Consider the following 14,539-nt stretch of genomic DNA (forward strand, 5'->3'; position numbering starts at 1 on the left):
ATGCGGCGGCGCAGCAAATCGGTCCCCCAAAGGCTATGGAAAGGCGGCAAACCCCCGTATGCGTCATTTGACGTAGGCTTCAGACGGCCGGTTCCCGGTAAAAATGCGCCATGAACAACGGGGCAGACGTGATGGATAGTGCGGCAAGCGCGACCGGGCCGAACGCGCGACCGGCGCCGATGCGGTTCGGGGGAAAAGTCCTGCGCGACCCGCTCTTCGCCTTCCTATTGGCCGGGGTCGCATTGTTCGGCGGCTATCATGTCGTCCAGCGGCTGGAAAAGCCGCCGGTCATCTTCACGCCGGACATCGAGCAGGCGCAGGTGGCCGATTGGGAAACGCTGACCGGCCGGAAGGCGAGCGCTGCCGACCGCGCGAAGTTGAAGGCCGATTATATCGCCGAGGAATTGTTGTTCCGCGAAGCCATCGACCGCAACATGCACCTGACCGACGGGGAGACGCGCAAGCAGCTGGTCGACAAGGTCCGTTACCTGATCGCCGGTGCTCCGCCCGAACCGAGCGAGGAACAGCTGGTCAACCATTATGCCGGACATCTGGACCTGTACCGTGCCGAACCACGCACCAGCTTCACCCAGATTTTCCGGCAGCAAAAGCCCACCGACGTGGCCCTGCTGCTCGCCCAGCTGAATGCGGGCGAGACGATCGGCGGGGACGATTTCTGGCTGGGCCGCGATTTCCCGCGCTATGGCGATTCGATGGTGCGCGGCATTTTTGGCCAGGATTTCGTCGAGCAGCTGAAAGACGCTCCCGAGGGCCGCTGGTTCGGCCCCATCCAGTCGCCGCGCGGCTGGCATTTCGTCAGGAGGGGGGAACGCATCCCATCCGCCATGATCCCCTTTCCCGCGATCAGGGACCAGGTGCGGCAGGATTATATGATCGCCCACAGCAATGCCGCGATTCAGCAGGCGCTGGCGGGCCTCAAGGAAAAATTCGATGTGGCGCAATAGCCTCGCCATCCTCCTTCTTGCCCTGGCGACGCTGGCGCCCGGTACGGCGATGGCCGACATCTTCCTGTCCGCCGACTTCGCGCTGACCCGCGGCGAAGACCCGAACAGCTACGAATTCACCGCCGCCGTCCCCGAAGCCGTGGGCCAGCCCGCACCGCTCCGCCTGCCCGACGGATGCCGGCAGACCGGGATGAGCCGCCAGACCAGCGGCGGCCGCGCCCAATATGCCTATGAACTGGCCTGCGATCGGCCCTTTGTGGCGGGCGACGTCATCCAGACCCCCTGGAAGGCCGATGGCGGCCGCTTCGTCACCAATGTCATGGGCAGCCAGGTCGACCGCAGCCTGACCGGCGACGCCAGCGGCATCGCGGTACCGGTCGGCGAGACCGCCGCCACCGCGCGCTCGATCGGACAGATCGCCCCGGAATTTCTGGCGCAGGGCGTCTGGCATATCTGGCTGGGCTGGGATCATCTCGCCTTTGTCCTCTGCCTCGCGCTGCTCGCGCGCGGGCGCCCCCTGCTATGGCTGGTGAGCGCCTTCACTGCGGGCCACTCCCTCTCGCTCGCCATCGCCTTCTTCGAACTGGTGCGCGTGCCGGTGCCCCCGGTCGAGGCCGCCATCGCCCTGTCGATCGCCTTCATGGCGCGGGAGGCATTGCTGGTCGGCGCGGGGGAACGGGCCTTCGCCTTCAAGCGCCAACTGATCGTCGTGTCGCTTTTCGGCCTGCTGCATGGACTGGGGTTCGCCACGGCGCTGGGCGAACTGGGCGTGCAGGCGGACGAAAGGCTCCCCGCGCTGGTCTTCTTCAACCTCGGCGTGGAGGCGGGGCAATTGCTGTTCGTCGGCGCGATCGTGGCGACGCTGGCGGGGCTGCGCGCCCTGTCGCTGGCGGCCCCGGTGCGGAGCGCCGCCCTCTATGCGGTCGGCGCGATCGGCTGTTTCTGGATGGTCGAGCGGGTCATGGGGTTCGGCATCGCCTGACCGAGATGGCGGGCGACCTCCGGCCGTCCGCCGCCCGCCACAAGGCCGCTCATGTTCGCAACAGCGAAACTGACACCATGGAGGTTGCGCCGCTGCGGTACGCCGGGGATCGGCCTGGGATGGCCGGAGGCGTAGGCCAGCCCGTCCCGCACCCTATGCCGGTCGCGGGGACAAGCCCAATCCAGCGACACGCCCAGCACCTGCGGAAGACTGCCCGGATAGCAGGGCGTCCCATCCGCCTCGCGCGCGGCGACGATCAGCACGCCCGCCGCCAGCGCTCGGTCGGCCGCCGCCGCGAACAGGTCGCGATGCGCCGGGTTCATCGTGCCGAGGCTGAGGTTGATGAGGTCGACGCGCGCCGCCAGCGCCCGGTCGATCGCCGCCACCAGCGCACGCGCGGTCGTGCGCAGCGAGTCGTGAAAGACCCGGATCGGCAGGCACAGCGCATCGGGCGCATGGCTCTGGATCGCGGCGGTGACGGCCGTGCCATGGCCCAGGGCGTCACAACTGTCCATGTCGCTGTCGGACCCGTCCGGCGCGATGGCGAAACCGGGCAGCAGCCGCGCCGCGTCGATATGCGGATGGGCAGGATGCGCGCCGCTGTCGATGATGGCGATGCGGATCGGATCAGGTGCAGGATCAAGTGCAGCATCAGGCATGGGCGAGTTGCGCGCGCGCCATCATCCGCGCCGATCCCTGCTCCAGCCGGATGATGTGGTCCGCCATGTCGGCCAGCGCCGGCTTGTGGGTGATGACGATGATCGTCGCATCGGGCAGCGCCCCGCGCAGCCGGCCGGCGACAAGTTGCTCAGTCTCCCCGTCCAGCGCCGAAGTCGGCTCGTCGAGGATCAGGATGCCGGGTCGACGCAGCAGCGCGCGGGCCAGCACGATCCGCTGCCGCTCCCCGGCGGACAGCGCCGCGCCCCTTTCGCCCGCGCGGGTTTCATAGCCTTCGGGCAGTCGCGCGATGAATGCGTCCAGCCCCGCCGCATGGGCCGCCGCCTCGATCTCGGCCCGCGTCACATCGGGCATGGCAAAACCGATATTGGCGGCGATCGTGTCGTTGAACAGCCAGGGCGCCTGATCGACCAGGATGATTTCCCGTCGCAGGTCATCGAGGGCGTAGTCGCGCAGGTCGCGGCCATCGACCATGATCCGGCCGCTGTCGGGGTCGAGATAACGGACCATCAGGTCGGCCATGGTCGATTTGCCGACGCCGCTGGGGCCGAGGATGGCGCAAAGACTGCCGGCCGGGATCGTCAGGTCGACATCGTGCAGCACCGCGTCGCGGTCATAGCGCATCGCGACCCGATCGAACCGCATGTCCCCGGCCCGCACCAGCGGCACGGCATCGGCCCGCTCCACCACATCGGGCTTCGTATCGAACAGCTCGAAGATCCGTCCCAGCGATACCCGCGCCGAAGCGAGGCCGGAGGTCAGCCCCATCAGCGTCTGGATCGGCGACAGGAGGCGCATATGATAGGTCATGAAGGCGACGAGCGTGCCGATGCTCATGCCGCCCTCTATGATCCGCCAGCCGCCATAGAGGATCACCGCCGATGTCGCAGCCGTCATCAGCGTGCCGGGCAGCGCCCCGGTCATGAAGGACGCCACCTGCATCTTCAGCATCGCGCCGATGAAGGCGTCGTTCTTCGCCTTGAAACGCGCCACCTCATGCTCGCCCGCGCGCAACGAGGCGACCACGCGCATCCCCATGACCGTGTCGACCAGCAGGCTGCCAAGGTCCGCCCCCCGCTCCCGCATGTCGCGGGTGAGGGCGGTAAGGCGGCGCTGATAATAAGCGAAGGTCGCGAGGCTGGCCGGGACCAGCACGACGCTGACCAGGAACAGCCGCCAGTCGAGCCAGAGCATCATCGCGACGCAGCCGACGAAGAAGAGAAGGTTGCTGACCACCGAGAGCAGGCTGTCCGACGCGACCCGTTGCACGCCGCTGACATCGCTGTTCATCCGGGACACGAGATCGCCGAGCCGGAAGCTGCCATAGAAGCGCGGCGACAGGGTCTGGAGATGCCGCAACAGCGCCGCGCGGATGTCGTAGAGCATCGCCGCCGATAGCGCGACATAGCGATAGCTGGCGAGGATATTGACCGCAAAGCCGGCGATGGTGACGCCGATCATGATTGCCGCAATCTCGATCAACGCGCCCATGTCGCGCTTGAGCAGTGCCTGGTCGATCATCAGCTTGGACAGATAGGGCTGCGCGAGGCCCAGCGCAGTCGAGAGCAGGCTGATCGCCAGCACGACGAGCAGCGCGCCGCGATAGGGCCGTAGAAAAGGCGCGAGCCGCCGGTAGGTGCGCCAGTCGGCGACAGGAGGCTGTATCTGGGGTGTCATGCCGCCGCCTGCCGCGGCGCCAGGCGAAAGCCGTCGAGCAGGAAGCGCGGCTCGGGCATTCTGGCCAGCAATGCGGTGCAATGACGATGCCCCTCCATCAGCGCCTCATGCTGCGCACACCACCAGTCGCCCTTGCCCCCATTGGCATAGAATTGGGCGCACAACAGCAGATGCCGCCGCATCGCCGCGATCAACATGGATTGATAATGGCCGAGCAACGCTGCCCGGTCCCCGCCTTCGGCAATGGCGGTGACGACGGCAGCGGCAAGGATCGCCTCGCGCACCGATTGCGCGGTGCCGTCACCGCAGATCGGGTCGAAACCGAGCGCCACCGTGCCGCAGGCCAGCCAGTCCGCATCCTGGAGCGGCAGATGCAGGCGCGGCGCGGCGAGGAAGGGCGTGGACACCGCCCCCACGGCGTCCACGACCGGCGCGATCAGCGCGCTCTGCCCCAGCAGCGCCTCGATCGTGCCCCCCACCCCCAGCAGCCAGCCCGCCCCGGCCTGCGCCGGCACCAGATAGAGCCAGCCCCCTGCGACCGCCTCGATCCGCGCCTCGTCCCCGCAGGCGGGATCGCGCAACCTGACCCTGGCGGCCACCGCATGGCGCTCGCCGAAGAGGCGCATGTCGCCCAGTGGCAGGGGCGGCGCGGTGTGGATGGTGAAATCACCAGCGCCGGCACCCGACTGGCCGACGACCGGCAAGGCCGCCTGAACCTCCTCTTCCGACGCCAGCGCCGCGCCATGCGGCACCACCACCGGCGGTCCGCCCCACGCGACAACCCGCCGCTTGACGCGCGGGCGGTCGGCAAACAGGTCCGGCCGATCGAACACGCCACGGATCAGGCCCAGGGCCGGGTCGCTCAGCATGATCGTCGGCACGGACGGGCGGCGGATGTCCTCGATTGCGACCCGAAGGCCCGCGCCAGTCAATATATGCGCGCATCCGCTGGCGGCGATGCCGCTGCCCCGGATGGCGATGGACGTCATCGTTCCCCCGCCGAAATCTGGCAGAGCTTACCCGGACCCGTCATTCCACCGCGACCATGCCGGCGCCGGTGGTGTCATTGCCCAGATCCCAGGTGGTTTCCAGCTTCAGCGTCTTCGCGTCATAGACTTCGATGTCATAGCTGGCGCCGTAGATATAGAGCTTGGTCCCATCCATCGACATGCCGAAGCGGAAGCGCGAACGGCAGGGGAATTCGGCCTTGTCCACCACGGAGTTGGTCGCCATGTCCATGTGCCAGAATTCGCAGCGCTTGTTGCCGAGCTTGCCGTTGGTGACCACTGTATAGGCCTGCTTCCCGTCGGGCGTCATCTGAAGTCCCGCCATGCTTTCGGGCGCGGGGCCAATCGGCGTGAAGTCGAACTGGCGGCTGTTGAGATCGAAGCGGGCGAGGCCGAACATCTTGTTGTGGATATAGGGGTCGGCCGCGTTAAACAGCGACACGAACTGGCCGGGCGTGCGGATCGTGTCGATCGCACCGCCGAAACCGACATTCTCCAGCCCCGTCCCCTCTGGCTTGGCGAGGTCGATGCGGTCGACCACCTTGAGCGTCGCGGTGTCGAGGATCACCACCTTCTCGCCGAAGGCATAGAGGAACTTGCCGTCCGGCGAAATCTTGTACGCGGCCCGCCAGCCACCACCGCCACGCTCATCCTCCTTGTCCAGTTCGATCGTGCGAACGACCTTCTGGAGCTTCAGGTCGATCACACCCCAACTCGGCTTCCCGACGGTATAGCGGTCCATACCTTTGTCGAACCGGGTCAACATCGTGTAGAAATAGCGGCCGGTCGGGTCGGCCGTGCCGCCCCAGAAGCGATAGCGGGTGACGCCGTCATTCAGGCTGAACTTGTTGACCACCTTGCGCGTCGCGGTGTCTATCACCTCGATCCCGCTGGTGGTGATGGTTGTCACATAGATGCGCTTGCCGTCGTCGGACAACAGCATCGATGTCGGCAGGCCGGTATCGAGCTTGATCTTGCCCGTGACCGCCGCCTTGCCTTCGTCGAAGACCAGCAGTTCGTCGGGATAGGACCCCATGAACAGGGTCGAGGCGGACGCCGGGAGCGTGGCCAGAACGGAAAGCCCTGCGGCGAGCCCGGCGGCGAGGACAGTACGGAATGTCGGCATGGCGCGCCTCACGGGAAAACGAGGTCGAGGTTGCGCCAGTCCTTGGTGGCCGTGGCGCAGTTGCTGGCCCAGTCGGGCGAGTAGTTCACATGATCGGGCACCTGGACCGGCCAGAAGCAGGTGACATAGCAGTCGTAGATGTCGCGCTCGACCGGCTGGCACAGGCCCGCCGTGCCGCCGCCCGCATCCACTTCCCAGCCGGGCGAGAAGGACAGGGTGCAGCCCATCGGCACATGGGGGCGCGGCTGCTGCTGGAGGGCGACGACATCCTCCTCCATGTCGGCGGGCGACGCGAGCGCCGCCGCCTCGATCTGCGTCACCGCCTCGTCGATCGCGCGCGCCTTTTTGTTGATGGCACGAAGATGCTTCATGACAGGCCCTTTCGTTCAGCGAAGCGTTCGAGGAAGCCGGGGTTCTTCACGGCCAGCACGCCGTAGATGCGCAGGCAGGTGTCGGTCCATTGCCGGATCCAGTCGCAATAATGGAGGTTGGCGTGGCCGGTGTCGCCATAGCGCACGAAGGCTTCATGATGGCATCCACCGGCACAGAGCGGCCGCGCCCAGCAGCTCTGGCAGTCATATTTCGCCTCGACATGGCCCTTTTTCAGGAATTCGCCCTGCTTTACGCGGTCGATGCCGCTAGAGACATGTCCCATCACATGCGTGTCGGCGTCCGTGAAGCGGTGGCAGGGCGACAGATCGCCCGAAGGGCTGACGCCCATCAGGCCCAGGCCGGCGCCGCAGGGATGCGACTTGTTGACGCCGGAGATCAACTCGCTGATCGTTTCGCTGACATTGGTGAAGCCATGGGATTCGCCCCGCAGGGCATGGTCCAGCCACTCGTCCGCCAGCAGGGTGAACTGCGCCAGGACGCTGTCCATCCCATTGTCGTCCAGCGAATAGGCGCGCTCCTCGCCGGTCGTCACCGGCGCGAAGCCGACTTCGTGGAAGCCCAGATCGTCCTTCAGGTGGCGGAAGATACGGACGACGTCGGTCACGCCCTCCGTCAGCGTCACACGGGCGGTGATGGCGCGGGTCTTGTGATGGGCGATCAGCGTGCGCAGGCGCGGCTCGATCACCGCATAGCTGCCCTTGCCATTCTTGTAGACGCGATGCTTGTCCTGCACTTCGGGCGGGCCATCCATGGAGACGGTGACGCCGATCCGGTTGTCCGACAGGAAGGTCACGATCTCCGGCGTCAGCAAGGTGGCGTTGGTGGTGAGGCTGTAGGTAATCCCCTTCCCCGCCGCAGCCGTCGCGCCGTTGGCATAGTCCACCACTTCGCGCAGCAGCTTGAAGTTCATCAGCGTCTCGCCGCCGAAGAAGGTGATATGCACCGCCTTGCGCCCGACCGCCTCGGCGATCAGCAGGTCGACCGACGCCTTGGCCGTTTCCAGCGTCATATATTTGGGCTTGCCCGCCGGCGTGGCGATCTTGTCCGCGCCGAATTCATAGCAATAGGTGCACGCCAGGTTGCACTGGTTGGTGACGTTGAGCACCAGCGCCTGCAACGGGAAGTCGACAGGCGGCGCCTGCGGCATGACCGGGGCGGCGACGCCCAGCTGGATCAGGCGCGCGGCGCGCAGTTCGCGCACCAGCGCCTCCGCCTCGGCCGGGTCGCTGCCATCGCTGGTCAGTTCGCGGATCAGCGCGGCATGGGTCAATTCCCGCCCGTCGAGCCGGCCCAGCACCCGCTGCACATCGGCATCCACCTCGAAGATGGCCCCTGCGCTCACCAGATAGACGAAGGTGCTGCCGCCGGCCTCGAAGCCATGATATTCGGCGCGGGCATAGGCGGGCGCCTGCATGACGGTCATCGCGACACCTCCGGCTGATCCCATTTCTGATAGGCCGGGACGGTCACGACCATGTAGGACCGGGCGCTCAGCGGTTTGCCGAACTTGTCCTTTTCATGCCTGGCGGTGGCGACGACCCAGACCTCGCCATAATTGTTGCGGCCAAAGCGGCGCTGCGGGTTCGGCCCTTCGGTCGAGGGGGTGAAGAAGGCGGCGGGGCTGAGCGCGCCCACATATTTGGTATCGTCGTCATAATAGACCGACATGAATTCCTGCATCGCCCAGTCTGCCTCGACCGGACCAACGGCGATGTCGTCGGCGGTGTTGGGCTTGCCATCGAGGCCGTTTTCGTAGCCGATCGCCTCGAACTGCTGATAGCCCTTGGGGAATTTGACCCCGCCCAGTCGCGCCAGCGCGGTTTCGGGCGTCGCCTTGATATAGTCGATCCTGTGGAAGACCGGGTAAGCCTGTTCCAGCACCGCGCCGGCGATCGCCACGTCGCGCTGGCCGGATGCCGCGCCCGCCGCCACGTCCGCCGTCACCACCAGTTCCTTCGGGCTGGCCGACACAATCTTCGTCACGGCGACGCCCGCGCCCAGGTCGATGTCGGCCGCAGTGGGCGAAGCAGGAAGATTATGCCCCAGGATGCGCAGTCGCACGCCCTTCGTCCCCGCCTTCACCGGCCCCGGCGTCACCGCCAGGATCGCGGGCGCGGCGGTGGCGCGCACCAGCTTCACGTCATAGCCGAATTCCTGATAATCACCCCAGAACCAGCGGCCCTGCGCGCTCTGCTGGTCGGGCGCGAACCACATCGCCTCGCGCGCCGCGCTGCCCAGATCATCGGGCTTTGCCGCTGCGTTCCCCTTCGACGAGCCGCGCCAGCTGTAGCCGGCATAGACGATGCCGGTGCCACTGCGGCTAATCGTGCCGCCGTCGGTGAGCGAACGGAGCGTCGCGCTGGTCGTAAATTCGTCGGCAGCCTTGCCCGGCGCGACATCCAATTCGCCTATGAACCTGCCCTTGCCCGGCACCGAGGCGACCACCAGCCACTGGCCCGCCAGGCGCGGATTGCGCTGGCGCGCGCTCCAGGCGGCCCATTCGGGGGTGTGGAGGCCCGCGACCTTGGGCAGATAGGTCAGCGCATATTCGCCGCGCGTCAGCTTGTCCTTGGGATCGCGGCCAACGGGCTGCTCGCTGTCCTCGGCCGGACGGCGATATTGGGCGTCGGCCTGCGAATAGAGGGCGACGTGCAGATCCTGAAGCTGCTTCCATTCCAGCTTCGACCGGCGCCAGGACAGGGGCTGGGCATAGCTGTGGCAGGCTGCACAGGCGCCGCGCATCGTCTCGTTGGGAATATTGGTCTCGTCCAGCGTCCGCTTTTCGGGCAGATACATGACGGTCCGGGCTTCCTCCGGCGCCAGGCCGTGCGAGGAGGAAAGCGACTTGACGATCGCCCGGCTTTCCTCGGGCGTGATCGACAGGCCATTCAAACGCACCATGCGCTTGATCGCCTGCGCCCAACCCTCCGGCGTGGTGCGGACCCAGCTTATGCGGGACAGATTGCCCTTGTCGTCGCCGGTGTGGCAAGTCCCGCACTTTTCCTTGACCAGCGGGTCGGCGACGGGGATGCCCGCTTCCGTCTCCTTCATCGTCGCACCGTCCGGGCCGCCATCAGCCTGAGCGAACACGACCGACGCGGAGAATAGCGCAGCCAGGCCAAATTTCGTGACGGGAAGCCGCTTCACCCTGTATGTCCCCCTTGGCGTCCGGCCTCTTTGCCTGGACGCTGTGAAAGCCTAGGCAGGCGCTCGCGCGGCGCCATTGCCCAAATGACGTATGGCCCCATGGCAATCCGCCATGAGAATCTTGACGGCCGTCAGGATTTCTTTTTCGGACCGTAATAATCGTCCTGCCCATGTTCGGACGATACCGGGTTCCAGTAGCGCGGGGGCAGCCCCTTCTTGCGCATGGCGATGCCGGTCAGGCAGGCGTTCAGCAGATAATTGCTGTTGAGCGCGGTCTTGTAGCTGGTGTCGAGATAGGGCGCGACTTCGACGATATCGATGCCGGCAATATCATTTTCGGCACAGAGCCGCCGCATGATCGGCTGCGCCTCGCGCATGGTGAGGCCGCCCGGAACGGGCGTGCCGGTGCCGGGCATGAAGGCGGGATCGAGCACGTCGACATCGAAACTGATCCACAGCTTCTTCGCCTTCTGCCGCGCTTCGGCGATGGCGCGGTCCATCACCTTGTCCCAGCCCCATTTCTCGACCTCCACCATCGTGTGGTAGCGCATCCCCTTGTTGCGCATCCAGCCGAAGGTTTCGAGGTCGGGGCCGCGCGCGCGCAGTCCGACTTGGATATAATCCTGTGGCCGCACATGGCCTTCATGCAGCACGCGGTAGACGGGCGATCCATGGGTGATCCAGTGGACGCCGTTGCGGCCGACATCATAATGGCTGTCGAAATGGACGACGCTGACATTGCCCTTGCCATGCACGTCGGCGGCGGCCGCGACATTGGGATATTCGAGGCTGTGGTCGCCGCCGATGACGATCGGGATCGCGCCGGTCTGGGCGATTTCGCGGACCATTTCGCGCACATGGGCGACGCTGCGTTCGGTCGAGTTCTGGTCGATGGCGATGTCGCCATAATCGACGATCTCCAACGCAGAGCTGGGGTTGATCATCGCATACATGTCGTTGCCGCCCGCGCCGCCGGTCATGCGCAGAGCGCGCGGTCCGTCGATCGCGTTGCGCCAGCCCGACCCCATGTCGAGCGGGGCGCCGACGATCGCGACATCGACCTTGCCTGCCTTCAGGTCTTCCGGCGTCATCGCCACCGGCGCGCCCGCGAAGGTCGCAAAGCCGCCGCGGCGCCCGCCGATATAGCGGCCAAGGTCCATGGGGCCAGCGTCGCGCTTCGGGTCCATCACCAGCGGGCGCTTCGCCTTCCAGGCGTTGAACCAGGCGGACCGGGTGTCGAGCGGGATCGTCTTGGCGTCCCGCCCTTCCTTATATTCGACCTGCGCGTGGAGCGCCGCGATCGCGTCGATATAGGCGATCAGTTCCGCTGCCGGCATGGTGCGGATTCGATCGAACAGCGCGTCCTTTTCCACGTAGCGGCCAGTGCGCCCTTCCCGAATGAGCGCGACCTTTTCGGGCGCGATGCCGGACAGCTTCGCCATCACGTCAGCCGGAATTTCGACGGGCTTGGGTTCGCCCATAATGTCTTCCTGCGGGATCGGCGCGGGCGGGTTGGGCGTGTCGAAACCCGCCACCACGGCCGATGCGGCCGCCGCCGCCGCCATGCTCCATCCGCTTATCGCATTGATCGATGGCATGGCCGCCCTCCCCGGTTCAGCGCTTGGCGGTCTTGACCGGCGTCGCGCCCGTCTTGCGCATCGCAATGCCGGACAGGCAGGCGTGCAGGATATAGTTGGCGCTCATCCGGCTGACATAGGTCGGGTCCAGGATCGGCGCGGCGTCGAGCAGGTCGAAGCCCACCACCTTCGTCTGGGCGCAGATCTGGCGCACCATCGGGATCGCTTCGCGCATCGTCAGCCCGCCCGGCACCGGCCGGCCGGACGCCGGGGCATCGCCGGGATCGAGGACACTCATGTCGAAGGAGACGAAGACATTGTCCGGCCCCTTCTTCAGGCCGGCGACCAGATCATTCGTGACCGACTGCCAGCCCTTGTCCTGGATGGCGGCGGTCGGGACGATCTTCGCGCCCGCTTCCGCCAGCCGCTTCTGCACGGCGGGGCCGGCGTCTCGGCCATGCAGGCCGACGAGGGTCACATCACTGCCGCGCAGCAGATTCTGCTCCAGCAGGCGGGTGAGCGTCTGGTTGTCGGAGATCATGTGATCGCCGTTCAGTTCGGCATCGGCATGGGCGTTGAACTGGACCAGCGCGACCTTGCCCGCGCCATAGGTGTCGACCATCGCCGCGACATCCGGGAACATGATCGTATGGTCGCCGCCGACGATGAAGGGAATGGTGCCCACGCTCGCCATTTCGGCGATCATCGCGCGGATATGGTCGAGACCGCGATCGGGCGCCATATAGTCAGGCGTCAGGTCGCCATAGTCGGCGATGGAGAGGACCAGACCCGGATCGATCCCGCCATCGGCGTCGGCGCCGACCAGCCCGTCCATGCCACGCAGCGCCATCGGCGCGTGCTTGGCATCACGCCAGCCCGAGGAGAAGTCGAGCGGCACGCCGACAAAGGCGACCTCCACCTTGCCCGCGACCAGATCCTCCTTGCGGATCGCGACGGGCGCATCGGCGAAGGTCGGCACGCCGCTCTTCTGATACATATAGCGTTTCAGGCTGAACGGACCGTCGTCACGCTTCAGCTTGTCGAACATCTTGGGGCGCAGCGTGGTACCGGCATTCCAGCCGCGCGCCTGCGGATTGAGCGCGATCTCCGCCGGATCGCGACCGGCCTTGTACCGGCTGTCCTCGACCACCGCCATCAACGCGGTCGCATAGGCATCGACATCGGCGGCAGCGCGCCCGGCGAGCGCCACCTGAACCTTCTCGGGCGTCAGGCCGAAGCGCTCCAGCGTCGCGGGGTCGGACAGAAACGCCTTTTTCTCCGGCGCCAGGCTGGCGAGCGGATCGCTTCCTTGCGCCAGAGCGGGGCCGAACAGGGCTGCGAGCGCAAGGGCAAGCGCGGCGCCGCGCGCCGGCAGGGTGGAGCGTGCCATCAGTTCTTCTTCCCATAATAGGCGTCCAGGCCGTGATCGACGGAGACAGGGTTAAGATAGCCGGGCTTCAGCCCCTTCTTGCGCATGGCGATGCCGGCGAGGCAGGCGTTCAGCAGGAAATTGCTGTTGAGCGCGGTCTTGTAGCTGGTGTCGAGATAGGGCGCGACTTCCACGATATCGATGCCGGCAATGTCATTCTGGGCGCAGAGGTTGCGCATGATGGGCTGCGCCTCGCGCATGGTGAGGCCGCCGGGAACCGGCGTGCCGGTGCCGGGCATGAAGGCCGGATCGAGCACGTCGACATCGAAGCTGATCCACAGCTTCTTGGCATTTTCCCGCGCTTCCTTGAGCGCGCGGGCCATCACCTTGTCCCAGCCCCATTTCTCGACTTCGACCATCGTGTGGTAGCGCATCCCCTTGTTGCGCATCCAGCCGAAGGTTTCGAGGTCGGGGCCGCGCGCGCGCAGCCCGACCTGGATATAGTCGCTGCCGCGCACATGGCCTTCGGAGAGGACGCGATAGACCGGCTGGCCATGGTCGAGCAAATGCACGCGCCCGCGCCCGATGTCATAATGGCTATCGAAATGGATGACGCTGACATTGCCCTTGCCATGCACGTCGGCGGCCGCCGCGACATTGGGATATTCGAGGCTGTGGTCGCCGCCGATGACGATCGGGATCGCGCCGGTGCGGGCGATTTCCCCCACCATCTCGCGGACATGATCGACGCTGCGCTCGGTCGAGTTCTGGTCGATGGCTATGTCGCCATAGTCGACGATCTTGAGCGCGGCATTGGGATTGATCATCGAATACATGTCGTTGCCGGCCGCGCCGCCGGTCATCCGCATGGCGCGCGGCCCGTCGATCGCGTTGCGCCAGCCCGACCCCATGTCGAGCGGGGCGCCGACGATCGCGACATCGACCTTGCCCGCTTTCAGGTCTTCCGGCGTCATCGCCACCGGCGCGCCCGCGAAGGTCGCAAAGCCCCCGCCCCAGCCGCCGATATAACGGGTCAGATCGACCGGACCGGGATCGCGCTTCGGGTCGAGCGCGGCGGAACGCCGGACCTTCCACGCGTTGAACCAGGGTGATCGGGTGTCGAGCGGGATCGATGCCTGATCGCGCCCGGCCTTGAACTCGACCTGGGCGTGCAGCGCCTGCATCGCGTCGATATAGGCGCTGATCTCTTCGGCCGTGCCCTTGCGGATACGCTCGAACAGGGCGTCCTTCTCGACATAGCGGCCGGTGACGCCGCTTTTCAGGAAATCGACCTTCGCCTTGTCCACGCCGGCGAGCTTCGCCGCGATATCCTCGGGCAGTTCCAGCGGCTTGGGCCGCCCCATATCATCTTCCAGCGGCGTCTGCGGCGCGGGCGTGCCGGCGTTGGGAAGACGGGACGGCAGGTCGCCCGCGACCGCGGCGCCGATGGCCGCGATCCCGGCCATGCTCCACCCGGTGATGGCGCTCATAGACGGCATGTCATTCTCCGGCCCGGCGGCCCTCCATTGGGCGACGCGGGCATAGGCAGCGGGAAAGGGACGGAAATTCCCGCCGCTCCAGCCATGGGTAGGCGGCAGGAGCACCGCATCCCAATGGG

12 protein-coding genes are annotated in these 14,539 nt (G+C 66.4%); 2 read left to right on the forward strand and 10 right to left on the reverse strand.

Features of this window, described 5'->3' with window-relative positions:
- Positions 1 to 110: 110 nt before the first annotated feature.
- Together K3M67_RS10455 and K3M67_RS10460 are read left to right on the forward strand one after the other, a co-directional pair.
- A complete protein-coding gene (locus K3M67_RS10455) occupies positions 111 to 965 on the forward strand; it encodes a peptidylprolyl isomerase (RefSeq protein ID WP_285831441.1) in 855 nt (284 codons plus the stop codon).
- On the forward strand, positions 952 to 1,947 hold the full coding sequence (locus tag K3M67_RS10460) for a HupE/UreJ family protein (protein WP_285831442.1): 996 nt from the start codon (positions 952 to 954) through the stop codon (positions 1,945 to 1,947). The genes K3M67_RS10455 and K3M67_RS10460 overlap by 14 nt, the downstream gene beginning before the upstream one ends.
- Here K3M67_RS10460 and qhpE read toward each other — a convergent pair.
- The 10 genes from qhpE to K3M67_RS10510 all read right to left on the reverse strand — a co-directional run bounded on the left by qhpE (position 1,881) and on the right by K3M67_RS10510 (position 14,525).
- Complete coding sequence (gene qhpE / locus K3M67_RS10465; protein WP_084439004.1) at positions 1,881 to 2,606, reverse strand: subtilisin-like serine protease QhpE; 726 nt, start codon at positions 2,604 to 2,606, stop codon at positions 1,881 to 1,883. The two genes, K3M67_RS10460 and qhpE, sit on opposite strands and share 67 nt — an antisense overlap.
- Positions 2,599 to 4,302, reverse strand: a complete 1,704-nt coding sequence (locus K3M67_RS10470) for an ABC transporter ATP-binding protein (RefSeq protein ID WP_285831443.1) — start codon at positions 4,300 to 4,302, stop codon at positions 2,599 to 2,601. The genes qhpE and K3M67_RS10470 overlap by 8 nt, the downstream gene beginning before the upstream one ends.
- Positions 4,299 to 5,291: a hypothetical protein gene (locus tag K3M67_RS10475; RefSeq protein WP_285831444.1), complete on the reverse strand. Its 993-nt coding sequence runs from the start codon at positions 5,289 to 5,291 to the stop codon at positions 4,299 to 4,301. Before K3M67_RS10475 ends, K3M67_RS10470 begins: the two co-directional genes overlap by 4 nt.
- A gap of 40 nt (positions 5,292 to 5,331) precedes the next feature.
- Positions 5,332 to 6,435, reverse strand: a complete 1,104-nt coding sequence (locus K3M67_RS10480; protein ID WP_285831445.1) for a YncE family protein — start codon at positions 6,433 to 6,435, stop codon at positions 5,332 to 5,334.
- Positions 6,436 to 6,443: 8 nt separating this feature from the next.
- Positions 6,444 to 6,806 carry a quinohemoprotein amine dehydrogenase subunit gamma gene (gene qhpC / locus K3M67_RS10485; RefSeq protein ID WP_066857874.1) on the reverse strand — a complete coding sequence of 121 codons (363 nt, stop codon included), beginning with the start codon at positions 6,804 to 6,806 and terminating at the stop codon, positions 6,444 to 6,446.
- Positions 6,803 to 8,251: a quinohemoprotein amine dehydrogenase maturation protein gene (peaB, locus tag K3M67_RS10490; protein ID WP_066857871.1), complete on the reverse strand. Its 1,449-nt coding sequence runs from the start codon at positions 8,249 to 8,251 to the stop codon at positions 6,803 to 6,805. Before peaB ends, qhpC begins: the two co-directional genes overlap by 4 nt.
- Entirely contained in the window at positions 8,248 to 9,975 is a 1,728-nt protein-coding gene (gene peaA, locus K3M67_RS10495; protein WP_285831446.1) for a quinohemoprotein amine dehydrogenase subunit alpha, read from the reverse strand. Before peaA ends, peaB begins: the two co-directional genes overlap by 4 nt.
- Positions 9,976 to 10,106: 131 nt before the next feature.
- Positions 10,107 to 11,573 (reverse strand): agmatinase family protein, encoded by a 1,467-nt coding sequence (locus tag K3M67_RS10500; RefSeq protein ID WP_285831447.1) that lies wholly within the window; start codon positions 11,571 to 11,573, stop codon positions 10,107 to 10,109.
- A gap of 16 nt (positions 11,574 to 11,589) precedes the next feature.
- Positions 11,590 to 12,942 carry an agmatinase family protein gene (locus K3M67_RS10505; RefSeq protein WP_285831448.1) on the reverse strand — a complete coding sequence of 451 codons (1,353 nt, stop codon included), beginning with the start codon at positions 12,940 to 12,942 and terminating at the stop codon, positions 11,590 to 11,592.
- Positions 12,942 to 14,525 (reverse strand): agmatinase family protein, encoded by a 1,584-nt coding sequence (locus K3M67_RS10510; RefSeq protein ID WP_232313692.1) that lies wholly within the window; start codon positions 14,523 to 14,525, stop codon positions 12,942 to 12,944. The genes K3M67_RS10505 and K3M67_RS10510 overlap by 1 nt, the downstream gene beginning before the upstream one ends.
- Between the last annotated feature and the right edge of the window lie 14 nt (positions 14,526 to 14,539).

This window comes from Sphingobium sp. V4 (genome assembly GCF_029590555.1).
Taxonomy (GTDB): domain Bacteria; phylum Pseudomonadota; class Alphaproteobacteria; order Sphingomonadales; family Sphingomonadaceae; genus Sphingobium.

Excerpts from the sequence above, each read along its gene's own strand:
- K3M67_RS10455 (WP_285831441.1), top strand. The coding sequence starts at position 111 with ATGAACAACGGGGCAGACGTGATGGATAGTGCGGCAAGCGCGACCGGG.
- K3M67_RS10460 (WP_285831442.1), top strand. The coding sequence starts at position 952 with ATGTGGCGCAATAGCCTCGCCATCCTCCTTCTTGCCCTGGCGACGCTG.
- qhpE (WP_084439004.1), bottom strand. The coding sequence starts at position 2,606 with ATGCCTGATGCTGCACTTGATCCTGCACCTGATCCGATCCGCATCGCC.
- K3M67_RS10470 (WP_285831443.1), bottom strand. The coding sequence starts at position 4,302 with ATGACACCCCAGATACAGCCTCCTGTCGCCGACTGGCGCACCTACCGG.
- K3M67_RS10475 (WP_285831444.1), bottom strand. The coding sequence starts at position 5,291 with ATGACGTCCATCGCCATCCGGGGCAGCGGCATCGCCGCCAGCGGATGC.
- K3M67_RS10480 (WP_285831445.1), bottom strand. The coding sequence starts at position 6,435 with ATGCCGACATTCCGTACTGTCCTCGCCGCCGGGCTCGCCGCAGGGCTT.
- qhpC (WP_066857874.1), bottom strand. The coding sequence starts at position 6,806 with ATGAAGCATCTTCGTGCCATCAACAAAAAGGCGCGCGCGATCGACGAG.
- peaB (WP_066857871.1), bottom strand. The coding sequence starts at position 8,251 with ATGACCGTCATGCAGGCGCCCGCCTATGCCCGCGCCGAATATCATGGC.
- K3M67_RS10500 (WP_285831447.1), bottom strand. The coding sequence starts at position 11,573 with ATGCCATCGATCAATGCGATAAGCGGATGGAGCATGGCGGCGGCGGCG.
- K3M67_RS10505 (WP_285831448.1), bottom strand. The coding sequence starts at position 12,942 with ATGGCACGCTCCACCCTGCCGGCGCGCGGCGCCGCGCTTGCCCTTGCG.